Here is a 21,935-nt window from a genome sequence, read left to right as displayed (position 1 = left end):
AATTCCATCAGGTGTACGGACAATAAAATCAGCTTTCCGTCGCTTCGTCGTGGCCAACGAGCGCCCGGTTCGAGGTGCCGCTCCCGGCAGGCTTCACGCGCATGACGATGGCGATGAGCGTGGCGACCACGAGGAAAGCGGCGATAGTGAGCAACGCGAGCTTGAAGTTGCCGGTGGCGTGACGCACGAGACCGATGCTCCACGGCCCCACCACGCCGCCGAACTGCGCGATCGTATTGATGAGCGCGATCGTCGCCGCGCCCGCCGCACCGGTTCTGAACGAAGCGGCAAGGCTCCAGAACAGCGGGTTGCCCGCATAGATGAAGAGGCCCGTCACACAAAGCAGCGCATACGCCAGCAGCGGATTCGGCGCATACGCGCTGCCCGCAATCGCCAGTGCGCTCATGCCGTAGACGAATGCGAGGTGGTACTTGCGGTCGCCGGTGCGGTCCGAGCTGCGGCTCACGAGGTACGTGCCCAGCACGCCCAGGAGCGGCGGCGCGGCGGAGAGGAAGCCCACTTCGATGTTGCTGAGGTGACCCAGGCTTTTCACGATCTGCGGCAGCCACAGGAAGAGCCCATAAATGCCGACCAGCGCGCAGCCGAACAGACATGCGAGGCTCCAAACGCGAATGTCGCTCGCCACCTTCAGCAGCGGAAAATGACGATGGCCGCCCAGCGCCTCGCGCTCCGTGGCGAGCGTGGCTTCTAGCCATTGCTTCTCTTGCGCGGAAAGCCAGTCGGCGTCGGCGGGGCGCTCGGTCATGATGCGCAGCGTGACGAGGCCGAGCAGCATCGCAGGCACGCCTTCGATAATGAACATCCACTGCCAGCCGTGCATGCCAAGCACGCCGTTCGCATAAGTCATGACGGTGGTCGAGAGCGGGCCGCCCAGCACGGCCGAGAACGACCCCGCGATGATGTACCCGCCCACGGCGCGGGCGCGGTAGCGCTCCGGAAACCAGTAGGTCAGATACACGGCGATACCCGGCAAAAAGCCCGCTTCCATCACGCCGAGCAAAAAGCGCAGCACGTAGAAGCTCGACGCGTTGAACACGAAGGCCGTTGCGGCCGCAACGGCGCCCCACGTGAGCAGAATGCGTGCGATCCAGCGGCGCGCGCCCACGCGATGCAACAACAGATTGCTGGGCACTTCCAGCAGCATGTAGCCGACGAAGAAAATACTGCCCGCAAAGCCGAACACGGCTGGGTCGAAACCCATGTCCGAGTTCATGTCGAGTGCGGCGAAACCGATATTGATACGGTCCAGATAATTGAAAAACATCATGCAGAAAAGGAGCGGCACAAGCCGCTTGTAAACCTTTCGCATGGTTGCTGCTTCGTCGAAGTGACTCATGCTGTCTCCGCCTCATGGCGACGGGCGGTGCCGTCGCTGCATCGTTATCGGCCGGCAGCGGTGACCGCTGCCGGCGGCCCCCCGCGGGACGGGGCGCCTGAGTTTCGATAATAAGAAGCGGGAGGCGTCGAGTCCAAGACGCGATACTTATGCTTCTATAAGCGTGCGCTTATAGTGTGCTGACGAGCGGCGGCGGCAGGCATTCGAGAAAGGCGCGCAGATGCGGCGAGGCGTCGTCGCTGCGGAACGTCGCGGCCAGCACGGTGCGCTGCGACGCGCCGGGGCCGGAGAAGTGGCGCGCGACGACGTCGGCGCGGCCATGCCGCGCCACCGACTCGCCCACCACGGTCACGCCCAGCCCCGCCGCCACGAGCGCAATGGCAGTCTGGATCTCATAGGCCTGGTGCGCGACGAAAGGCGTCACGCCCGCGTCGCGGTAGAGCGCCTGAACCGTGCGCTTGAACTGCGCGTTCTGATGCTTCGGGTAGAGGATCAACGGCGTATCGGCGAGTTCGTCGATGCGCACCCTCTTTCGTTTGGCGAGCGGGTGATCCGACGCCATCAACACCACGAGCCGCTCGCGCAGCAGCGGCAAGGTCGTGTAACCGGGCACGGCGAGCGGCTGCCGCCCAATGCCGATATGGATGCGCATGTCGCGCAACGCGTCGGTCTGCTCGTCGGTCAGCATTTCGAACAGCTTGAGCTCGACCTGCGGATACGCCTGATGAAACGCCTTGAGCGCGGGCGGCAGGACGCTGTACATCGACGAGCGCGTGAAGCCGACACTGAGCCAGCCGCGCCGGCCCACCCCGATCTCCAGCGCGCCGTGCGTCACCTCGGCGAGCGAACCGAGAATCTGCCGCGCTTCGGTAGCCAGGTACTGGCCGGCTTCCGTCAGGCGCAGCGGGCGGCGCGTGCGATCGATCAGTTGCGTGCCCACACGGTCCTCGAGCGCCCGTATCTGCTGGCTCAAGGCCGGCTGCGCGACGTGCAGACGCTCCGCGGCGCGGCTGAAGTTCAGTTCCTCGGCGAGTGTCACGAAACACTGCAGGCCCCGAAGCTCATTCATCTCGTCATCTCCGTATCGATCTGCCCTGCATCGTAATACAGCGAACAACCCACGAATCAGGCACGTCATTTGCTCGCGATCGAACGACGCATGCCGATCGCCATGTTGAGCGATGGCCCTCTCGGCTCTGGAGGCTCGATGAAAGGCAGGCGGGTACGGATGGCGGGCGTGGCCGTTGTCCTTCTTGCTCTCGCTGCCGCCTATGGCGGCCACGTTGCGCGTGCCTGGGAGCGAGGGCTCGCACCGGTGGCCGCGCCCTCGCCGCCGGCGGGCGACGCCGAAGCCATCGCGCGCGGCGCGAAGCTCGCGGCCATCGGCAACTGCATGACGTGCCATACCGCGACGGGCGGTCAGCCGCTCGCGGGCGGCCTGCCGTTGCAAACACCGTTCGGCGTGATCTACTCGACCAACATCACCCCGGACAAGAACACCGGCATCGGCGACTGGTCGCTCGACGCGTTCACGCGCGCGATGCGGCAAGGCGCGTCGCGCGACGGGCATCTGCTCTATCCCGCGTTTCCGTATCCGCACTTCACGCAGATGAGCGACGCCGATATCGCCGCGCTCTATGCGTGGCTGATGAGCCGCGCGAGCGTCAACGCGCCGGCGCCGCACAATGCGCTGATTTTTCCGTTGGGGTTTCGGCCACTCATGGCCGTGTGGAATAAGCTCTATCTGCCGCCTGAGTCTGCTGCGTCCGCAACGTCTGCTGCGTCCGCTACCGCGACGGACGCACAAGCATCGGAGGTTGCGCGCGGCCGCTATCTCGTCGAAAGCCTCGGTCATTGCGGCGCGTGCCACACGCCGCTCAACCGTCTCGGCGCCGAGCGCCGCGACCATGCGTTGCAGGGCGGCACCCTCGAGGGCTGGGACGCGCCCGCACTGACCGACCTCACGGCACGCCCAACACCCTGGACGCAAGCACAACTGACGAACTATCTGCGTACGGGCTACGCCAGCGAGCACGGCGCGGCGGCCGGCCCGATGCGCACGGTGACCCGCTCGCTCAGCGACGGGTCTCCCGCAGACGTCGAGGCCATCGCCGCATATCTGCTGACACTGCAGTCCAAACCGAACGCCGCCGCGCCGCCTGCCGCAGCCAGCGTCCATGTCTCGACCGCGCCCGCCAACGGCGCTACCCTCTTTGCCGCGGCCTGCGCGTCGTGCCACAGCGCAGGCGCGGCGATGTCGATCGACGGCCATCGTCCGTCACTGTCGCTCTCCACCGCCGTCAACGCCGAAGGCCCGCGCAACATGGTGCGCATCCTGCTCGACGGCATCGCCTGGCACGAGAGCGAGGCTGCGTCCTTCATGCCGCCGTTCGCAGGCACCTTCACGGACGCGCAGATCGCGGAGCTTGCCAACTACACGCGCACGCGCTTCACCGCGCTCGGCCCGTGGTCCGCACTCGACGCTCAGGCGGTGGCGCGTCTTCGCAAGGAAAGCCCATCACGATGATTACGCTCAACATCAATGGCGTCAGCCATACCGTCGATGCCGATCCTTCCACGCCGCTGCTCTACGTGCTGCGCAACCAGTTGCAGCTCAATGGCGCGAAGTTCGGCTGCGGGCTCGGCCAATGCGGCGCGTGCACCGTGAGCGTGGGCGGCGAACCGGTGTTCTCGTGCCTGCTGCCGGTCGTGGCGGTGGGCGAGCGGCCCGTGCGCACCGTCGAAGGACTCGGCAGCGCGGATCATCCGGGGCCGCTGCAACAGGCCTTTATCGACCAGCAGGCCGCGCAATGCGGCTACTGCATCGCGGGCATGATCATGCGCGCGCAAACACTTCTGGAACGCACGCCGCACGCCACCGACGACGAGATTCGTCGCTATATGCAGCCGAATCTGTGCCGCTGCGGCACGCATATGCGTATCCTCGCGGCGATCCGGCAAGTGGCGACGGGCGTGCAGTCATGAGCCGCGCCCGCTCATCCCCTGCGTTCGACCCTGGCGGCCCCGACGATGCCGCGCGCCGCCGTTTCCTCGTGGGCGGCTCGCTGATGGTGAGCTTCGCCATCGTGCCCGGCATGGCCGCGCTCGCGCAAACCACCACCGAAGCCGGCACCTTCCATGCGAGCGCCCCGAAGCTGCCCGGCAGCCTCAAGACCACGCCATCGCTCGACGCGTGGATCAAGGTCGGCCCCGACGGCCACGTCAGCGTCTTCACGGGCAAGGTGGAGCTGGGCACCGGCGTTCGCACGGCGCTCCTGCAACTCGCCGCCGAAGAACTCGACCTCGCGCCTGACGCGATCGAACTGGTCACGGCCGATACGGCCGCCACGCCAAACGAGGGCTACACGGCAGGCAGCCACACGATGGCGGACAGCGGCACGGCCATCCTCAACGCAGCGGCCCAGGTGCGCACGTTGCTCGTCGCGAGCGCGGCGGCACAGTTGGGCGTCGATGCCGCCGCGCTCACCACGCGCGACGGCGCGATCCTCGCCGCCGACGGACGGCGCGTGGCCTACGGCGAAGCGGTACAGCACGCGAACCTGCACCAGGACGCGCAGCCCAACGCCGCGAAAAAGCCGCCCGCGCATTACGCCGTGATCGGGCACACGCTGCCGCGCGTGGATATTCCGGGCAAGGTCACGGGCGGCCCGAGCTATGTCCAGGACCTGCGGCCCGCCGGAATGCTGCACGCGCGCGTAGTGAGGCCGCCTTCGTATGGCGCGCGGCTCGTTGCCGTCGATAGCGCGCACGTGGCGGCGCTGCCTGGCGTCGTCAAGGTCGTGCGCAACGGCGATTACCTCGCCGTGGTCGCCGACGACGAATGGCGCGCCATCGTCGCGATGCGCGAACTCGCGCTCGCGGCGCAGTGGCAGCCGGGCCCGCCGCTGCCCGATCCGGACGGCATTCACGCGTTTCTCATGAACCTGCCCGCACAGGAAATCGTGGTGGCGGACCAGGGCGCACCCGCAAGCCCGACGATGGCGACGTTGAAAGCCCGCTATTCGAAGCCTTATTTGACACATGGGTCGATCGGGCCGTCGTGCGCGCTCGCGCAACTCGACAACGGCGTCATGACGGTCTGGACGCATACGCAAGGCGTCTACCCGCTGCGCGCCGGCATTGCCGGGATGCTCGGCATGCCGCGCGAGAAAGTGCGCTGCGTGCACGTGGAAGGTTCGGGCTGCTACGGACATAACGGTGCGGACGACGCCGCCGGCGACGCCGCGCTTATCGCCCGCGAGCTGCCCGGCCATGCGGTGCGCGTGCAGTTCATGCGCGAGCAGGAACATCTGTGGGAGCCGTTCGGTCCCGCGATGACCGTGGACGCGAGCGCATCGCTCGACGCCGGCGGATCGATCGTCGCCTGGCAATACGAACTATGGAGCAATACCCATAACAATCGCATCGAGAACGCGGGCCGGCTGTTGCCCGCGCAACTGCTCGCGCGACCCTTCACGCCCGCGCCGCCCAAGCCCATTCCCATGCCGGAGGGCGGCGGCGACCGCAACAGCATTCCGCTCTACCGCGTGCCGAGCCTGCACGTGCAGCATCACTTCCTGCCCGATATGCCGATACGCGTTTCGGCCATGCGCTCGCTCGGCGCGCATATGAACGTGTTCGCCATCGAGAGCTTTATCGACGAGCTTGCGAGTGCCGCGCAAGCGGACCCCGTCGCGTTCCGTCTCAAGCACCTCGACGATCCGCGCGCGCAAGCCGTCATCCACGCCGTGGCCGATCGATTCGGCTGGCGTGCGCATACCGCGCGCGCGACGCACCCGGACGTGCACGCGTCCGGCTCCGGCTTTGCATTTGCCCAATACAAGAACCTGATGGCCTACCTTGCCATTGCCATGGACGTGACCGTCTTGCGCGATACCGGCGAAGTGCGTATCGAGCGCGTGGTCGCTGCCATCGATTGCGGCCAGATCGTGAATCCGGATGGTGTGCGCAACCAGGTCGAAGGCGGCATTTTGCAGTCCACGAGCTGGACGCTCTTCGAAGAAACGCATTTCGACCGTGAACGTATTACGAGTTTTGACTGGAGCACTTACCCGATCATGCGCTTTGCGTCAGTGCCGAGACGCGTGGAGGTATTGTTGATCGATCGCCCCGGCCTGCCGTTCCTCGGCGTGGGCGAAGCGGCGCAGGGACCGGCCGCCGCGGCGCTCGCAAACGCGATTGCCGACGCGACCGGTGTGAGAATCCGCGACTTGCCGCTACTCGGGGCAAAGTCGCGGAATGCGCTCAAGGCGTAGTGAAACCGCCCCTTGTTTCGCTAGTGCTTTTTAGGCGGCAGAGGCTGGTCAAGGCCGGGCTCGACCGGGGTGGGCACCGCGTCGCCTAGCGGCCTGGAAATATCGTTCTGCGGCGCTCGCTCTGCCTCGCCTGGACCCTCGTCCGCCTCTTCGGTTGGCAAAGTCTTGGGCGGCAACGGCTGATCGAGACCCGGCTCGGTCGGCGCGGGCACAGCGTCCCCAATTGGCTTGGGCAGATCCGTGCCGCGCGGTTCCGGTGCATCTTCGGGCTGTTCGGACTCGTCGGACTGGTTGCTCATCGTATCGACCTCCCTTCGCGATGGATATCGCATGGTCCAACCAGAACATGCAGGGAACGTGCCAGCGGACGATGGGCGAACTTCAGTAGAATGAGGGACACTCCGCGCGCCGAATCCGGCGGCCGACGAAGGATCACGCCCGGAAAATCCTGGAACACGCCTGATGCCGCACGCCCTCGATCGCCGCACCGCCGTCGCATTCCTTGTGGCCGCAACGTTCTTCATGGAGAACCTCGACGCCACGGTCATCACCACCTCGCTGCCCATCATCGCGCGTGACTTTCACACCGCGCCCGCGTATCTCTCGATCGGCGTCTCCGCGTATCTCGTCGCGCTGACCATGTTCATCCCCGTGAGCGGCTGGTTCGCCGAGCGCTTCGGCGCGCGGCGCGTGTTCGCCACGGCCATCACCGTGTTCAGCGTGGCCTCGCTGCTGTGCGCGCTGAGCACGGGCCTGTTCGCCTTCACCGCCGCGCGCGTGCTGCAGGGCCTCGGCGGCGCGATGATGGTGCCGGTGGGCCGGCTCGTCGTGCTGCGCGACACGCCGAAGCACGAGATCGTGCGCGCCATTGCCATCCTGACCTGGCCCGCGCTGGTCGCACCGATTCTCGGGCCGCCGCTCGGCGGCTGGATCAGCACGCACTGGAGCTGGCACTGGATCTTCCTGCTCAACCTGCCGCTCGGCGTGGCCGCGCTCGTGGCCGCCCTGCTGCTCCTGCGCGACGAGCACACGCAACCGCGGCGCTTCGATACCTTCGGCTTCGTGCTGAGCGGCCTAGGCTTCGCGTTCGTCATGAGCGGCATCGAGATGGCGAGCCGCTCCGACGTCACCGCGCCCGTGTCGATCGGCACGTGCGTGGCGGGCGTCGCGCTATTGGCGGCGGCCGTCGTGCATTTGCGGCGCGTGCCGCATCCGCTGTTCGATCTCGCGCCCGTGAAGATCAACACGTTTCGCGTGACCGTGTTCGGCGGCTCGTTGTTTCGCACGGCCATCGGCACTGCGCCGTTTCTGCTGCCGCTCATGTTCCAGGTGGCGTTCGGGTGGAGCGCCGTGGCTTCGGGCGCGCTGCTGCTGTGGCTGTTCGCCGGCAATCTGTGCATGAAGCCGGGCACCACGTGGGTCATGAACCGCTTCGGCTTTCGCACCGTGCTGATCGGCAACGGCACGCTGGTGGCGCTCGGCTTCGCGGGCTTCACGCTGCTCGGGGCGGATACGCCGCGTGTCGTCGTGGCGGCGTTGCTGTTTTTCAGCGGCCTCGTGCGCTCGATGCAGTTCACCGCGCTGAACACCATTGGTTTCGCCGACGTGCCCCAGGCGCAGATGCGAGACGCGACGACACTGTTCTCCGTGCTGCAGCAAATGAACGCCGGCATGGGGATCGCCGTGGGCGCGCTGGCGCTTTCGGTTGCCGAGGCGCTGCGCGGCACCGGGACGGCAGGCGCCGCCGACTTCCATCTCGCGTTCTGGTTCATCACGGCGCTCGCGGCGCTGGGCGTGGTCGACAGCGTGCTGCTGCCGCGCAGCGCGGGCGCGCATATTCTCGCTCGACGCCAGCGCGCCTCCAATCCCTGACCCCGTTCTTCGTTCAACACGATGCTTACCGTTGCGCTTCTCGTCTTCCCGGGCGTCCAGGCACTCGACGTGTTCGGGCCCACCGACGTTTTCTCGGAGGCCAATCGCCTGCTGCCGCCCGAGGCGCAATACCAGCTCGAGCTGATCGCAACGGAACGCGATACCGTGCGCTGTTCCAGCGGTGTGCGGATCGGCGCGGACCGGTATTTCGGCGAAGCAAGCGGCCATTTCGATTTGCTGCTCGTTGCGGGCGGCCCGTCGCTCGTAGAGCAGCCGCTTGCCGATGCCGCGCACGCATGGCTGCGCGAAGCCAGCGCGCGCGCCCGGCGCTTCGGTTCCATCTGCAACGGCGCGCTGACGCTGGGGCGCGCAGGATTGCTCGACGCGCGCACCGTGACGACGCACTGGAACGACGCGGCCGCGCTCGCCGCGATGTGTCCGACCGCGAACGTCGAATTCGACCGGATCTTCATTCAGGACGGCAATCTCTATACTTCGGCGGGCGTGACGGCGGGAATCGATCTTTCGCTGTACCTGCTGGCTCAGGATCACGGCCCGGAAATCGCGCTGAACGTGGCGCGACGGCTCGTGGTGTTCGTGCAGCGCGCGGGCGGCCAGTCGCAGTTCAGCCCGTATCTCACGCCCTACGCGGAGGCGACGTCGCCGATTGCCCAGGTGCAGCAATACGTGCTCGGGCATCTGAATGAAGATCTGGGCGTGGAAGTGCTCGCCGACGTTGCCAGGATGAGCAAGCGAAACTTCGCGAGAATCTTCGTGCGCGACACCAACGTGACGCCCGCCGAATTCGTCGAGAGCGCGCGCATCGACGCGGCGCGCGTGATGCTGGAAAACAGCACGGCGCCGTTGAAAACGGTGGCCTTTCGCTGCGGCATGCGCGATGCCGACCATTTGCGTGTGGCCTTCAGGCGCAAGCTGGGCACCACGCCGCAGCAATATCGCGCGCACTTCGGCGCTGTGACGGCCAGGGCCAAACGCACCGCAAAAGCGGATTCGTAGCAGCGCCTTTGCGCCTACGCCCCGTCGCGCACCTCGCGCCGCACCGCCTGCGGCGGCACGCCAAAGCCGCGCACGAACGCCTCGCGCATATGCCGCCGGTCGCGAAAGCCGGTCTCGCGTGCGATGACGTCGAGCGGATGCGTGCTCTGCTCGATCATGAGCCGCGCCGCCTCCAGGCGCAGGCCCTCCACGGCGCGCGCGGGCGACTGTCCCGTTTCCGCCGTGAACACGCGGCTGAACTGGCGCGGGCTCAGGTGCACGGCCTCTGCAAGCTGCTCCACCGTGAGCGCGCTACTCAGGTTGCGGCGCGCGTAGTCGAGCGCGTTCTGAATGCGGTCCGATTTCGGCGCGAGCGCGAGCATTTCGGAATGCTGCGACTGGCCGCCCGAACGACGCTGATACATGACGAGCTTGTGCGCAACCGAGCGCGCCACTTCCGCGCCGAGGTCGCGTTCGACCATGGCGAGCGAGAGATCGAGCCCCGCCGTCATGCCCGCCGAAGTCCAGACCGGCCCGTCGACGATATAGATGCGGTCGTCTTCCACACGCACTTCCGGAAAGCGCTGCTGTAGATCGCGCGCGTAGTACCAGTGCATGGTGGCGCGGCGGCCGTCGAGCAGGCCCGCCTCGGCCAGCACGAAACCGCCCGTGCAGATGCCCGCCACCCGCCGCGCCCGGCCGCTCGCGCGGCGCAGGAACGCCAGCACCGCGGGCGCGGCGTCCACGGTACGCGGGTCGTTCACGCCCGCCACGATCCAGGTGTCCACGCGGCTGCGCGCGGGCGCGGGTGTGCGCAGCGTGTCCACGCTCATGCCGAGCGACGAACGAACCGCGCCACCCTCCACCGAATAGTTCTCGATCGCGTAGAACGGCGAGCCGGCCACCATGTTCGCGTATTCGAAAACGCTTTGGGTCGCGAGCGCCATGACCTGGAATTCGTCGCTCAAAAGGTAGCCGATGCGGTGCATGTCCTACTCCCGTCGCTGGATGTCCTGAATCACGACCTTATACGTCATTTGCGCCACGGTCAATCGCGGCCAGAATGCACTCACAGCAGCGCCACTTGCACGTTACCTAACCACTCGCGCCGCTACGCAAAGGAGCTTGATCATGAACCAGCAAACCCATCGCGGCACCGCGCTCGTCACCGGCGCATCCTCCGGCATCGGCGCCGTATACGCCGCGGAACTCGCGCGCCAGGGCTACGACCTCGTGCTCGTCGCGCGCAATCGCGAGCGGCTCGCCGCGCTCGCCGGGCGCATCACGAGCGAAACCCGGCGCGACGTGGAAGTGCTCGCCGCCGATCTCAACGACCGTGACGATCTCGCCGCCGTGGAAGCGCGCCTGCGCGACGACGCCAGCCTCACGCTGCTCGTGAACAACGCGGGCATCGGCACGCACACGCCGCTCGTGGAGAGCGACGTCGATTACATGACGCGCATGATCGAGCTGAACGTCACCGCGCTCACGCGGCTCACGTATGCGGCCGTGCCGGGTTTCGTCGCGCGCGGCCAGGGCGCGATCATCAACATCGCCTCCATCGTGAGCATCGCGCCCGAGATCCTCAACGGCGTGTATGGCGGCACCAAGGCCTTCGTGCTCGCGTTCAGCCAGTCGCTGCATCACGAACTGGCGGCCAAGGGCATCCGCGTGCAAGCGGTGCTGCCCGGCGCCACGGCCACGGATTTCTGGGAGACGGGCGGCCTGCCGCTCGAACATCTCGACAGCGCGATCGTGATGTCCGCCCAGGACATGGTGAGCGCCGCCCTCACCGGCTTCGAGCGCGGCGAAACCGTGACGATTCCTTCGCTGCACGACGTGGAGCAATGGAACGTGTTCGAGACGGCTCGTCGCGCGATGTCGACGCAACTGTCGAGCAACACGCCCGCGCCGCGCTATCGCACCGCGCAGTGACGTTCTGGTTCGATCGGGTGGATTGAGTGAAGCGGGGGCTCGCCCCCGCAGCCTACACTTCCCGCTTGCTACGCCCGTATAGCAGCAGCATCGCGGCGATCACCACGCCGTAGATGATCTGGCGTCCCGCCTCCGGCATCTGCGCGACCGAGAGAATGGACTGCAGCAACGTGATGAGGATCGCGCCGGCAACAGTGCCGAGGTACGAGCCGCGGCCGCCCAGAATGGACGTGCCGCCCAGCACCACCGCCGCGATCGCGGGCAGCAGGTAGGCGTCGCCCATCGACTGCGCCGCCTTCGACGCATAGCCCGCGAGCAGCACGCCGCCGAACGCGGCGAAGGCGCTGCACACGGCGAACGCGGCGACCGTCACGAGCCGCGTATCGATGCCGGAAAGATACGCCGCGCGCTCGGTGTTGCCGATCGCGTACAGCGTGCGGCCGAAGGTCGTGCGAGAGAGCAGGAACATCGTCGCGGCCCCGATCACGACCCACAGCGCCACGGCATTCGGCACGCCCGGCAAGAGCCAGCCCGCGGCGAGCCAGCGCATGACGTGCGGCGCGGAATCCTGCGGCGACGATCCGCCCGTATAGACGATCATGATGCCCTGCGCGACCGCGTTGGTCGCGAGCGTCGCGATCATCGAAGGAATGCGCAGGAGTGCGACGAGAATGCCGTTGACGATGCCGATCAGCACGCCGCAGCCAATGCCGACCGGGATCGCGAGAATCTGCCCGAGATCGCCATGCCCGGCGACGGCACAGGCCATCATCGCGCCTGTGGTGATCGTCCACGGCAACGAGAGGTCGATGTGGCCGAGCAGAATCACCATCATCAAGCCGGTGGCGATGATGCCGAGAAACGCGCCGACCTTCAGCTGCAGCAGGATATATTCCGGCGACGTGAAGTTGCGCGAATACATCCCGCCGACGAGCAGCAGCGCAACGATGCACCCGAACGAGATCAGGATCGGCTTGTCGATCCTGCGCGTGAGCCTCGACACGAAGGTGGTCCGGGTGCTTGCAGAAACGCCGCTCATTGGAACCACTCCAGACGGTTGCGCACGCTGAACAACCCGCATGCGCCAATCGCGACGGCGAGCAGGAGAATCACGCCCTGGAATAGCGGCTGCCAGAGCGCGTCGACGTTGAACACGAACAGCAGGTCGCCGATGGAACGGAATGCGAACGCGCCGAAGATCGCGCCGATCGCGCTGCCCTTGCCGCCGAGCAGCGACACGCCGCCGATCACGACGGCGGCAATCGAAAAGAGCGTGTACGAGTTCGCGCTGCCAAGGCTCGCTTCGCCGGTGTCGGTGAAGAAGGTCAGAAACAGACCGCCTATTGCGGCGAGCAGGCCCGCCAGCGTATAACTCGCGAACTTCGCGCGGCGGATCGGCATGCCGGAGAGGAAGGCCGCGGGTTCGGAGGAACCCGTCGCATACGCCGCGCGGCCCACCGCCGAGCGTTTGAAAGGAATCCAGACGATCGCCACGGTCGCGATCAGAATCAGCAGACTCGCCGGCACGATGCCCGCGACCTTGCCGGTCAGGGCGTCGGCGAGATCCTCGTTGATCGTGCCGCCGGGCACGGGGCGCAGCAGCAGCGCCAGCCCGTAAAACACGGCGCCGGTCGCAATCGTCGTCACGATCGGCTGCAGACGGCCGAAAATGATGATCACGCCGTTGAGCGCGCCGCACAACGCGCCCGCCGCGAGCACGCCGACGATGCCGAGCGCGCTGTGCAGCGCGTCGCCCGTGACGATCCACGAGCCGATGCAATTCGTCAGCACGAGCATCATGCCGATGGAGAGGTCGATGCCGGCCGTGAGCACGACGAGCGCCTGCCCCATCGACACCAGTGCGAGCAGCACCGCCTTGTTCGCCGCGGTCTGAAACACGTTCGCCGATAGACTCGACGGATAGTTGACGAGGTAAATCGCGAACATCAGCACGAACAGGCCGAACGCGAACGCCATACCACGATTTTCCGCATACCAGTAACGCAGCCCGCTCATGGCGCGACTCCCGAGGAAGGCGAAACCTGCGCAACCTGTCCGATTTGTCCCACCGGCAGGTCCAGTGCGCTGGCGATCAGGTTCTGTTCGGTGATCGCCGGCCCGACGAGTTCCTTCTTGATCCTGCCTTCGTACAGCACGAGCACGCGGTCGCAGCAGCCGATCAACTCGTCATAGTCGGTCGAATAGAAAAGGATCGCGGCGCCTTCGTCGGCCAGGCGCCTGAGCAGCTGATAAAGCTCCTGCTTGGTGCCCACGTCGATGCCGCGCGTCGGATCGCTGAGCAGCAAAATCCTGGGCTTGCGGATCAGCCACTTCGCGATAACCACCTTCTGCTGGTTGCCGCCCGACAGCGAGCCCACGGGCGCGTCGACGCCGTGCGACTTGATCGCGAGGAGTTCGATCATTCGGTCAACGAAGGACTGCTGGCGATTGCGATCGATCACGCCTGCGCTCGACATGCGATCGAGCGCGGCAAACGAGAGGTTCTCGCGCACCGACATCGGCAGCATCAGGCCTTCGGTCTTGCGGTCCTCCGGTATCAGCGCCATGCCGATTCCCTTTGCGCGCGCGGCAACGGGGCTGCCGATCGTCACCGCCTTGCCGTCGATCTCGATCTTGCCCGCGCAGCCGCGCAGCACGCCGAACAGCGCGAGCAGCAGTTCGCGCTGCCCCTGGCCGTCGAGACCGCCCAGCCCGAGAATTTCACCGGGCTTCAGCGAAAAGCTGATGCCCCGCAGCGTGTCGCTCCACGCCAGATCGTGACAGGCGAGCACCGGTTGGCGCTCGGCCTTTTCCGCGGGTTTGTCGGGGAAGACATGCTGGTACTTCCGCCCGATCATCATTTCGACGACCTCATTATCCGAACGCGTGCCCGCCTCGAAACTCATCACGTGACGGCCGTTGCGATACACCGTGCATTCGTCCGCGAGCGCCTTCACCTCGTGCATGCGATGCGAAATAAAGAGCAGGGCGAGCCCCTCTTCGCGCAGGCGCTTGAGCACCTCGATCACGCGCGCCACGTCGGCGGCGGTCAGCGCCGAGGTGGCCTCGTCGAGAATCAGGATGCGCGGTTCGTGCGCGAGCCCCTTGGCCAGTTCGACCATCTGCTGCCGCGACAGCGGCAGGTCGCGCACTTTCGCGAGCGGATTGATGTCGGCCGCGCCCGCGCGGGTCAGCGCTTCCTCGGCCTGGCGGCGCTGGGCCCGGCGGTCGATCATGCCGAAGCGGCGCGGCGGGTTCGAAGCGAAAATGTTGTCGGCCACGCTCAGGTCGGGGATCAGCGACAACTCCTGATACACGCAGACGATGCCGGCCGCGTTCGCCTCGGCGGGCGAGGCGAACGAGACTTCACGCCCATCGAGGTGCATCACGCCTTCGTCCGGCTGTACCACGCCGGACATCACCTTCAGCAGCGTCGACTTGCCCGCGCCGTTCTCGCCGAGGATCGCGTGAATGCGGCCCTTTCGCACCGCGAGTTCCGCGTGATCCAGCGCGACGGCGCCGCCGTAGCTCTTCGACACTCCAGACATCTGAAAGAACGGCTGCCCTGCACCCTGCTGCATGCTTCGCCTCCCGTCACGTCACGCGGCAATCACGCGGTCACTGGTTGCCCTGGCTCTGCTTCATGATTGCCTGAGCGGAGAAGTTGATGCCGCAAGTGGGAAACGAGTTGCCCACGAAGAAGTTGTCCGACTCGTTCGGGAAATAGTTGGTGCCCGCCTTCAGCATCGAATCGTCGGTGACGTCCAGCGGCAGCTTGATCGCCACGGGAATGGTCTGTCCATCGAGCGCCGCGAGCGCCGTCTTGATCGCCACGGCCACCTGCGCGGGACCGGTGCCCGCCGACGTGCACTTCAGACCTTGGGCGCCGTACTGCGCGCAGAACTTGCGAAAGCCGTTCTCCGTCTCGCCGCCGAACGGCACGAACGGATGTTTCGCATCGATCATCGCGCGCACCACCCCCGTGTCGCCGCCCTGCGCCGAAATGCCGTCGAAATGGCCCTGCACGGCGATGGCGTCGGCGGTGGCCTTCTGCGCGACCGCGTCATCCCACTTGCCGTAGACCTGCACGACGTTCCACTTCTTGCCGGTCTCGTCGAGGGTCTTCGTGAAGCCGTTGTGGCGGTCCGTGTCGACCGAGGTGCCGGCCACGCCGCGGACTTCCAGCACCTTGCCGCCGTTGGGCACATGAGTCGCGAGCCACTTGGCCCACAGCACGCCAAGCCCGTACTGGTCGACGTCCACGTTGATCGCGTCTTCGCTGTCGAGCGTATTGTCGAACGCGACCAGCACGACGCCGGCTTTCTTCGCGCGGCGGATCGCGGGTCCGAACGAGGCGGGATTCTGCGCGTCGACGATGATCGCGTCGTAGCCGGCGTCGATGAAGTTGTTGACGGCCGAGATCTGCGCGGGCACGTCCTCGCCCGTCGAGACGAGCTTGAACTCCTTGAGCTTGGCGGCGACGGCCGGTTCCGCCGTATAGGCCTTGGCCGTCTTGATCATCTGGATGCGCCAGGTGTTCGCGATATAGCCGTTCACGAGCGCGATGCGGTACGGCCCGCTCTTCTTCGGATACTTGATGAATTTCGTGTCGGCCTTCCAGGGGACCATGCAGGTGGGGTCGCTGGACGGACCGGAAACGATCGATGCCTGCGCGAATGCCGCGCTCGCGCACAAGGCCATTGCCGCGGTCGCCGCCGCTCGAAGCACGTGGATTCCTGAAAGCATGTTGTCTCCTTTTTGTCGGATAGAACTTACTGAAAGCCGGCGCAACGGGCTCGTCGGGAATGGCCGACACCGTGTGCGTGACGCAGGGAATCTTGCTGGATGTGCTGCAGCGGGACTGGACCGGACGCGCCGGACCAGCGGAATGACCTCTTCAAAGGCGTCCCCTCGAAGCAAAACGACGGGCATGCGTGAACGCCTCCCCGTCTGACAGTACTGGCATACCAATCGGCGCGCGATAGTGGTTTACCACTGGCCCCGGCGCAGACCCCACGCGGGCTGAAATCAGGCGGAAACCCACGCCGCCTCGACGCTTGGCGGCGCGGCAACTGGTGTACCATTCTGGCGAACTTCAGCCGCCTCCCGGCGGCTTCGACGCTTTCGAGAATCCTGGATGGCCGATCTTTCGCACACGCCAACCGGTCGCGCCGCCGATGCGGATGCAACCGACCGCTCCTACGTCGGCCTCGCGAAACAGATCTACGACCTGATCGCGGCAGGCGACATTGGGCGCGCGCCGGGCGCGCCTCGCACGCGCCTGCCTTCCGAGCGCACGCTCGCCGAGCGTTTCGGCGTGAGCCGCACGCAGGTCAGAGAGGCGATCATCGCGCTCGAAGTGCAAGGCGTGGTCGAGGTGCGCGTGGGGTCGGGCATCTATGTGGCCGACGCGCAGGACGCGCGCGCCGTCGCGTTCGAACTGCCGCGCGGGCCGGGCCCGATCGAGACGCTGCGCGCGCGCGAAGTGATCGAAAGCGGGATCGCGGCGCTCGCCGCGACCGAACGCAAGGATTCGGACCTCGACCGCCTCTTCGCCGCGTTGCGCACGATGCGCGAAAACATGGACGACAAGGCCGCGAACGAGGCCGCCGACCGCGAGTTCCATCTGGCGATCGCGGGTGCGACTGGAAACGACATGCTGCGCCAGGTGGTGAGCGCGATGTGGGACAACTCTCGCGCCGACCCGTTGTGGAAAAAGATCGAGGAGCACTTCCATACGCCCGCGTTGCGCGCGGCTTCGCAGGAAGACCATCAGCGCATTTTTTCGGCCATCATGGCGCGCGACGCGGATGCCGCGCGTGCGGCGATGCAGGCGCATCTCGCACGCGTGATCGGCGAGTTCACACAGGCCTGGCGTTAGCCCCTCATGCCGCCGCAGGCAGCGCGCTTTCCTCGTGCGCAACCGCCAGCGGCGTGACGGGCGGCGGCGCCGGCGGCGTGTCCGCCGTCTCGCTCACGCGGAACGTCGCCACGGCATCGGCCATCTGGCTCGCCTGCTGCTCGAGCGACTCGGCGGCAGCCGCCGCCTGTTCCACGAGCGCCGCGTTCTGCTGCGTGACCTGATCCATCTGGCTCACCGCGGTCTCGACCTGCTCGATGCCGGCGCTCTGCTCCACGGTGGCCGAGGCGATCTCCTTCATGAGGCCCGACACCTTGTCCACCGAAGCGACGATCTCGGCCATCGTCGCACCCGCCTCGCCCACGAGCGAGCGGCCGTTGCGCACGTCGTGCACCGAGGCGTCGATCAGCGACTTGATCTCGCGCGCCGCGGAGGCGCTGCGCTGCGCGAGCATGCGCACCTCGCGCGCGACGACGGCGAAACCGCGCCCCTGCTCGCCCGCGCGCGCGGCCTCGACCGATGCGTTGAGCGCGAGAATATTGGTCTGAAACGCAATGCCGTCGATGATGCCCGTGATGTCCGCGATCTTGCCCGAGCTGCGGCTGATCTCCTCCATCGTGTCGATCACCTGCTCGACTACGCGTCCGCCGCGCTGCGCGACATCGGCCGCCCCCGTGGCGAGCGCGCTCGCGGCGTTCGCATGCTGCGCGTTCTGACGCACGCTCGACGTGAGCTGCTCCATGCTCGACGCCGTCTGCTCGAGCGACGCAGATTGCTGTTCCGTGCGGCTCGACAGGTCGAGATTGCCCGCCGCGATTTCGCGTGCGCCCGTGTTGATAGCATCGCAGCTCGATCGCACGCTGCGCACCGTGTGGCTCAGGCCGCCCTGCATGCGCCGCATTGCGCCGAGCAACTGGCCGATTTCGTTGCGCCCGCCGCCTTCGATGTGGACCGAGAGATCGTTCGCGGCGATCTGGTTGAGCACTTCCACCGCCTCTTTGAGCGGCGCCGTCACGAGGCGCCGCAGCGCCAAATGCGTCGCAACGACGAGCGCCAGCGCACCCAGCAAACCCACCGCTACCATCGCCATCACCCATTCGTGCTCGCGCCCGGACTGGTCGAGCGTCGCGCGCGAGACGGCATCGGCGTTCGCGCGCAGTGCGGCCACGCTGGCCGAAAACTGCGTATTCGCACTGGCGACATCCCCGGCGGCCAGTGTGGCATAGGTTGCCGTGTCGCCCGATTCGAGCGCCGTGGCCGCGCGCTGCAGCGACTGCGCGAGCGCGCTCCACGCGCCGAGCAAGGCATCGCGCTGCTGGGCCGCATCAAGGTCGAACGGTGCGCTCTCGCGCAGCGCGGCGCTGTGCTTCGAGGCCTGCTCGAAGAGATCGCGTGCTTCCTGCTGCGCCCGCTGTTGGGCTTCGGCGGCGCCATTCTCCTTGCTGGCTTGATAAGCGCGCGCCAGCGCCGTTTGCGCAAGCGCCGCGTCCTCGCGCAAGGCGAGCGCGAGCGCATCCTGGCGCGCGACTTCATGGATGTAACGCGCCGAGTCGTCGGCGCGCCCGATCATCAGGAGACCTACCGCTGCACCCACCACCAGCATCGCCGCAAACGTGCAAAGCACGAGCAGCAGCCCTTTTCGAATCGTCAGATTACGCATTGCCTTATTTCCGCTTCAGGGCCTCAACGTGGTGGGGACGGCATCGCTGCCCAGCCGGGCCTGTTCGATCAGCGTGGCGCGGTATTCGCCGGGCAACAGCACGTCGTCGGCCACGGCCATCGCTTCGCCGAGTTGTGCGCGAAACGCGAGGATCGTGCGTTCGATCTGCGTCGCGGACAGTTGCGGCAGCACCGCTTCGACGAACTTCGTCATCACCACCACACTCGCGCCGAAGCGCGAGATAGCGTTGCCATGCGCGCTCACTAGCGCGGTCATCGAGTTCAACAGCATCTCGTCACTGGTGCTCACGGGATTCTCCAGATACGTCGGCTAAAGGGGAAAAAAAGGCGGTCTTCAGCCCGCCACACACGCTTCGAGCGCGCGCGGCATCAACTCGGCCGGGGCGGGACGCGCAAGCAGGAAACCTTGTGCGCGGTCGCAGCCGATCTCGCGCAGGAACTCGAGTTGCCGCGGCGTCTCGACGCCCTCGGCCACCACCGTGACGCCGAGCGTGCGCGCCATCGCGACGATCGCGCGCACGATCGAGCGGTCTCGCGCCGCGCTTTTCTTCACACGCGATGGCATTCCCGGCCCCCGCTCGGCCATGTCCGCGAGGAACGAGCGGTCTACCTTGAGCGTATCGACCGGTAAGGACTGCAGATACTTGAACGATGAATAGCCCGTGCCGAAGTCGTCGATCGCGAGGCTGATGCCGCGCGCGGCGAGCTCCTGGAGCAACGCTTCGATGCCGCCCCGGCCCGACGTCATGGCCATGCTCTCCACGAGTTCGAGCTGCAGCCGCGTGGCTGGCAGGCCCGTTTCGCTGAGTACGGTCGTGAGCTGATGCAGAAAGCCGTCGTGCAGACATTGCCGCGCCGAAAGATTCACGCTGATGCGGCCGAAATCGAAGCCCTCGTCCAGCCACTCGCGCGCCTGCCGGCAGGCCTCGCGCAACACCCACGCGCCGAGCGGAACAATCAATGAGGATTCCTCGGCAATCGGGATAAACTGGTCGGGCGGCACGAGGCCGCGGCGCGGGTGCTGCCAGCGCACGAGCGCCTCGATATTGACGAGTGACCCGCTCGCCACATCGAATTCGGGCTGATAGTGGAGCACGAGCTCGCCCGCCTCGAGCGCATGGTGCAGCTCGCCTTCGAGCACGATGCGCTCGATGGCCGACGATGTCATCGGCGTGGCGAAGAAGCGGAAATTGTTCTTGCCCGCGTCCTTGGCCTCGTACATCGCGCGGTCAGCTTGCATGAGCAGTTGCCGCGGATCGTGCGCGTCGTCCGGATACATGCTGATGCCGATGCTCGGCGTGACGAACAGCAGTTGCTCGCCGATGTGCATCGCGGCACCCACGCGCGCGAGCAGCCCCTGGGCGATCTGCCCGACGTGGCGAATGTCTTCGATATCCTCGATCAGCAGCGTGAACTCGTCGCCGCCGAGGCGCGCCACCGTATCGGTCTCGCGCACCGCGTCGCGCAGGCGCGTGGCGATCACGATGAGCGCCTCGTCGCCTACGCCGTGACCCATCGTGTCGTTGATGAGCTTGAAGCGGTCGAGGTCGAGGAACATCACCGCGACGCGCTTGCCCGAGCGGCGTGCGCGCGCGAGCGAAAGCGTGAGGCGCTCGGTGAAGAGCGTGCGATTGGGCAGGCCGGTCAGGGCGTCGTGCGTCGCGAGGTAGCTCAGACGCTCCTCGGTCTCGCGGCGCTGCGTGATGTCCGCGAAGATCGCGGCGTAATGCGTGCAGCGGCCGCTCGGGTCGCAGATGCTGGAAATCGTCAGGTATTCCAGGTAAAGCGCGCCGTCCTTGCGGCGGTTCCAGATTTCGCCCTTCCAGTGGCCATTTTGCTGCAGGTTGCGCCAGAGCGCGCTGTAGAACCCCGGGCCCTGGCGCCCCGAGTTGAGCAGGCTCGCATTGCGCCCTAGCGCCTCGTGCTCCGTATAGCCCGTGATCCGCGTAAAAGCGGGATTCACGCGTTCGATGGTGCCGTCGAGGTCGGTGATCATCACGCCATCGAGCGTCGACTCCACCACCTGGTCGGCGAGACGCAGATTCGCGCGCGAGGCGAGCAGCGCGTCGTCGCGCTCGCGCAGCGCCAGCTGCAGCTCGCGTACGAAGCCGTCTTCGATGTCATGCAGGATATGCGAGAGGTCGAGCAGGCCCGCGAGACTCCCATCTTCGCCGATCACCCCCACGTGGCGCATGCGGTGCTTGAGGAGATACTGACGCGCCGCATAAAGGCTTTGCGAATGCGCGAGCGAGCGCAGCGGCCGGCTCGCGCGCGCGCCGGCCGTGCCGTCGAGCGCGCCGTCGGCAGCGAGGCGCACCACGTCGCGCTCGGTCACGATGCCGAAGTCGCCTTCGGGATAGCTCACGACGAGCGCGCTCAGACGCCGCGCACGCATGCGCTGCATGGCGTCGTGCATGGACATGCGCGCGTCGACCACGAGCGGCATTGCCGCATTGAGCGAGCCGACCGTCTTCAGCCGCAGAAAGCACTCGAGCCCCTGGTTCATGACCAGGTCGGTTTGCGTGACGATGCCGAGCGAGCGGCCCGCCTGATCGACCACGAGACAATGGCGGATGCCTTCGCGCTTGAAGCGCAGGGCGGCGTCGCGCAGACGCGTGCTCGCAGGCAGCTCGCGCACCGGATGGCTCATTGCATGGCGGATGGGCAGCGCAAGCCCGGCGGCGTCTTCGCCCAGCGCGAGCGCGTCGTGCTCGGTCCAGATGCCGACGGGCCGCCCCATTTCGGTGATCACGATGGCGCTATAGCGCCGCTCGCTCATCATGCGCGCCGCTTCGCGAATCGGCACGTCGGGCCCGCAGGCAAGCGGCGGCCTTGAAAGTAGCTGCCCGATTTCCAGGTCCAGCGTGTGGTGTTGCATGTTGCGTCCCGAACCGCACGGCGATGTCATTATGAAATAGCGGGAGACTAACAGCGGGCGGGAGGCCTTCAATTGACGAAA

18 protein-coding genes are annotated in these 21,935 nt (G+C 66.6%); 7 read left to right on the top strand and 11 right to left on the bottom strand.

Translation table 11 applies throughout. The features are described 5' to 3' along the window. Nucleotides 1-28 precede the first annotated feature (28 nt). Together M3I56_RS10690 and M3I56_RS10685 are read right to left on the bottom strand one after the other, a co-directional pair. Nucleotides 29-1,357: an MFS transporter gene (locus M3I56_RS10690; RefSeq protein WP_254353782.1), complete on the bottom strand. Its 1,329-nt coding sequence runs from the start codon at nt 1,355-1,357 to the stop codon at nt 29-31. Between the two features lie 169 nt (nt 1,358-1,526). Further along, nucleotides 1,527-2,426: a LysR family transcriptional regulator gene (locus M3I56_RS10685; protein WP_254353781.1), complete on the bottom strand. Its 900-nt coding sequence runs from the start codon at nt 2,424-2,426 to the stop codon at nt 1,527-1,529. A gap of 138 nt (nt 2,427-2,564) precedes the next feature. Here M3I56_RS10685 and M3I56_RS10680 point away from each other — a divergent pair, with 138 nt between their 5' ends. Genes M3I56_RS10680 through M3I56_RS10670 form a run of 3 tightly spaced genes read left to right on the top strand, consistent with a single transcriptional unit; the run spans nt 2,565 to nt 6,633 of the window. After that, on the top strand, nt 2,565-3,884 hold the full coding sequence (locus tag M3I56_RS10680) for a cytochrome c (protein WP_254353780.1): 1,320 nt from the start codon (nt 2,565-2,567) through the stop codon (nt 3,882-3,884). Next, entirely contained in the window at nt 3,881-4,342 is a 462-nt protein-coding gene (locus M3I56_RS10675) for a (2Fe-2S)-binding protein (RefSeq protein ID WP_254353779.1), read from the top strand. The genes M3I56_RS10680 and M3I56_RS10675 overlap by 4 nt, the downstream gene beginning before the upstream one ends. Continuing rightward, nucleotides 4,339-6,633: a molybdopterin cofactor-binding domain-containing protein gene (locus M3I56_RS10670; protein ID WP_254353778.1), complete on the top strand. Its 2,295-nt coding sequence runs from the start codon at nt 4,339-4,341 to the stop codon at nt 6,631-6,633. The genes M3I56_RS10675 and M3I56_RS10670 overlap by 4 nt, the downstream gene beginning before the upstream one ends. 20 nt (nt 6,634-6,653) lie before the next feature. Here M3I56_RS10670 and M3I56_RS10665 read toward each other — a convergent pair whose 3' ends face one another. Further along, entirely contained in the window at nt 6,654-6,932 is a 279-nt protein-coding gene (locus tag M3I56_RS10665) for a hypothetical protein (protein WP_254353777.1), read from the bottom strand. A 163-nt stretch (nt 6,933-7,095) separates the two neighbouring features. Between M3I56_RS10665 and M3I56_RS10660 the strand changes: the two genes are divergently transcribed. Then, nucleotides 7,096-8,505, top strand: a complete 1,410-nt coding sequence (locus M3I56_RS10660; RefSeq protein WP_254353776.1) for an MFS transporter — start codon at nt 7,096-7,098, stop codon at nt 8,503-8,505. 21 nt (nt 8,506-8,526) lie between these two features. Continuing rightward, on the top strand, nt 8,527-9,522 hold the full coding sequence (locus tag M3I56_RS10655; protein ID WP_254353775.1) for a GlxA family transcriptional regulator: 996 nt from the start codon (nt 8,527-8,529) through the stop codon (nt 9,520-9,522). Between the two features lie 14 nt (nt 9,523-9,536). Here the strand turns inward: M3I56_RS10655 and M3I56_RS10650 are convergent, their stop codons facing one another. Then, a complete protein-coding gene (locus M3I56_RS10650; protein WP_254353774.1) occupies nt 9,537-10,490 on the bottom strand; it encodes a GlxA family transcriptional regulator in 954 nt (317 codons plus the stop codon). 142 nt (nt 10,491-10,632) lie between these two features. On the opposite strand from M3I56_RS10650, the gene M3I56_RS10645 reads away from it, so the two are divergent. Continuing rightward, nucleotides 10,633-11,436: an SDR family oxidoreductase gene (locus M3I56_RS10645; protein ID WP_254353773.1), complete on the top strand. Its 804-nt coding sequence runs from the start codon at nt 10,633-10,635 to the stop codon at nt 11,434-11,436. Nucleotides 11,437-11,488: 52 nt separating this feature from the next. Here the strand turns inward: M3I56_RS10645 and M3I56_RS10640 are convergent, their stop codons facing one another. From M3I56_RS10640 to M3I56_RS10625, 4 genes are read right to left on the bottom strand one after another with little or no spacing between them, the layout of a single operon-like run. Further along, nucleotides 11,489-12,475: an ABC transporter permease gene (locus tag M3I56_RS10640; RefSeq protein WP_254353772.1), complete on the bottom strand. Its 987-nt coding sequence runs from the start codon at nt 12,473-12,475 to the stop codon at nt 11,489-11,491. After that, complete coding sequence (locus M3I56_RS10635) at nt 12,472-13,452, bottom strand: ABC transporter permease (protein WP_028202310.1); 981 nt, start codon at nt 13,450-13,452, stop codon at nt 12,472-12,474. Before M3I56_RS10635 ends, M3I56_RS10640 begins: the two co-directional genes overlap by 4 nt. Further along, entirely contained in the window at nt 13,449-15,017 is a 1,569-nt protein-coding gene (locus M3I56_RS10630) for a sugar ABC transporter ATP-binding protein (protein WP_254353771.1), read from the bottom strand. Before M3I56_RS10630 ends, M3I56_RS10635 begins: the two co-directional genes overlap by 4 nt. A gap of 37 nt (nt 15,018-15,054) precedes the next feature. Beyond that, nucleotides 15,055-16,182, bottom strand: a complete 1,128-nt coding sequence (locus M3I56_RS10625) for a sugar ABC transporter substrate-binding protein (protein WP_254353770.1) — start codon at nt 16,180-16,182, stop codon at nt 15,055-15,057. Nucleotides 16,183-16,573: 391 nt separating this feature from the next. Here M3I56_RS10625 and M3I56_RS10620 point away from each other — a divergent pair, with 391 nt between their 5' ends. Next, nucleotides 16,574-17,317, top strand: a complete 744-nt coding sequence (locus M3I56_RS10620) for a FadR/GntR family transcriptional regulator (protein WP_028202313.1) — start codon at nt 16,574-16,576, stop codon at nt 17,315-17,317. A gap of 4 nt (nt 17,318-17,321) precedes the next feature. On the opposite strand, the gene M3I56_RS10615 is transcribed toward M3I56_RS10620, so the two are convergent. The 3 genes from M3I56_RS10615 to M3I56_RS10605 are packed head-to-tail and all read right to left on the bottom strand — an operon-like array spanning nt 17,322 to nt 21,854. Beyond that, complete coding sequence (locus M3I56_RS10615; RefSeq protein WP_254353769.1) at nt 17,322-18,956, bottom strand: methyl-accepting chemotaxis protein; 1,635 nt, start codon at nt 18,954-18,956, stop codon at nt 17,322-17,324. Nucleotides 18,957-18,971: 15 nt separating this feature from the next. Then, the gene (locus tag M3I56_RS10610; RefSeq protein WP_254353768.1) at nt 18,972-19,265 is read right to left on the bottom strand and encodes a hypothetical protein; all 294 of its coding nucleotides are present in this window, start codon (nt 19,263-19,265) and stop codon (nt 18,972-18,974) included. A gap of 45 nt (nt 19,266-19,310) precedes the next feature. Continuing rightward, entirely contained in the window at nt 19,311-21,854 is a 2,544-nt protein-coding gene (locus M3I56_RS10605; RefSeq protein ID WP_254353767.1) for an EAL domain-containing protein, read from the bottom strand. Nucleotides 21,855-21,935: the final 81 nt, after the last annotated feature.

It is taken from the genome of Paraburkholderia sp. CNPSo 3281 (genome assembly GCF_024206515.1).
Lineage (GTDB): Bacteria > Pseudomonadota > Gammaproteobacteria > Burkholderiales > Burkholderiaceae > Paraburkholderia > Paraburkholderia nodosa.
The sequence above is the reverse complement of the archived record's forward strand: the minus strand, read 5'-3'. Positions and strand labels throughout refer to the sequence as shown.

What these genes read in the sequence shown, in the direction of transcription:
- M3I56_RS10670 (WP_254353778.1), top strand. Translation starts at nt 4,339, where the DNA reads ATGAGCCGCGCCCGCTCATCCCCTGCGTTCGACCCTGGCGGCCCCGAC.
- M3I56_RS10675 (WP_254353779.1), top strand. Translation starts at nt 3,881, where the DNA reads ATGATTACGCTCAACATCAATGGCGTCAGCCATACCGTCGATGCCGAT.
- M3I56_RS10625 (WP_254353770.1), bottom strand. Translation starts at nt 16,182, where the DNA reads ATGCTTTCAGGAATCCACGTGCTTCGAGCGGCGGCGACCGCGGCAATG.
- M3I56_RS10620 (WP_028202313.1), top strand. Translation starts at nt 16,574, where the DNA reads ATGGCCGATCTTTCGCACACGCCAACCGGTCGCGCCGCCGATGCGGAT.
- M3I56_RS10650 (WP_254353774.1), bottom strand. Translation starts at nt 10,490, where the DNA reads ATGCACCGCATCGGCTACCTTTTGAGCGACGAATTCCAGGTCATGGCG.
- M3I56_RS10665 (WP_254353777.1), bottom strand. Translation starts at nt 6,932, where the DNA reads ATGAGCAACCAGTCCGACGAGTCCGAACAGCCCGAAGATGCACCGGAA.
- M3I56_RS10655 (WP_254353775.1), top strand. Translation starts at nt 8,527, where the DNA reads ATGCTTACCGTTGCGCTTCTCGTCTTCCCGGGCGTCCAGGCACTCGAC.
- M3I56_RS10630 (WP_254353771.1), bottom strand. Translation starts at nt 15,017, where the DNA reads ATGCAGCAGGGTGCAGGGCAGCCGTTCTTTCAGATGTCTGGAGTGTCG.
- M3I56_RS10685 (WP_254353781.1), bottom strand. Translation starts at nt 2,426, where the DNA reads ATGAATGAGCTTCGGGGCCTGCAGTGTTTCGTGACACTCGCCGAGGAA.
- M3I56_RS10640 (WP_254353772.1), bottom strand. Translation starts at nt 12,475, where the DNA reads ATGAGCGGCGTTTCTGCAAGCACCCGGACCACCTTCGTGTCGAGGCTC.
- M3I56_RS10615 (WP_254353769.1), bottom strand. Translation starts at nt 18,956, where the DNA reads ATGCGTAATCTGACGATTCGAAAAGGGCTGCTGCTCGTGCTTTGCACG.
- M3I56_RS10680 (WP_254353780.1), top strand. Translation starts at nt 2,565, where the DNA reads ATGAAAGGCAGGCGGGTACGGATGGCGGGCGTGGCCGTTGTCCTTCTT.
- M3I56_RS10605 (WP_254353767.1), bottom strand. Translation starts at nt 21,854, where the DNA reads ATGCAACACCACACGCTGGACCTGGAAATCGGGCAGCTACTTTCAAGG.
- M3I56_RS10645 (WP_254353773.1), top strand. Translation starts at nt 10,633, where the DNA reads ATGAACCAGCAAACCCATCGCGGCACCGCGCTCGTCACCGGCGCATCC.
- M3I56_RS10690 (WP_254353782.1), bottom strand. Translation starts at nt 1,357, where the DNA reads ATGAGTCACTTCGACGAAGCAGCAACCATGCGAAAGGTTTACAAGCGG.
- M3I56_RS10660 (WP_254353776.1), top strand. Translation starts at nt 7,096, where the DNA reads ATGCCGCACGCCCTCGATCGCCGCACCGCCGTCGCATTCCTTGTGGCC.
- M3I56_RS10635 (WP_028202310.1), bottom strand. Translation starts at nt 13,452, where the DNA reads ATGAGCGGGCTGCGTTACTGGTATGCGGAAAATCGTGGTATGGCGTTC.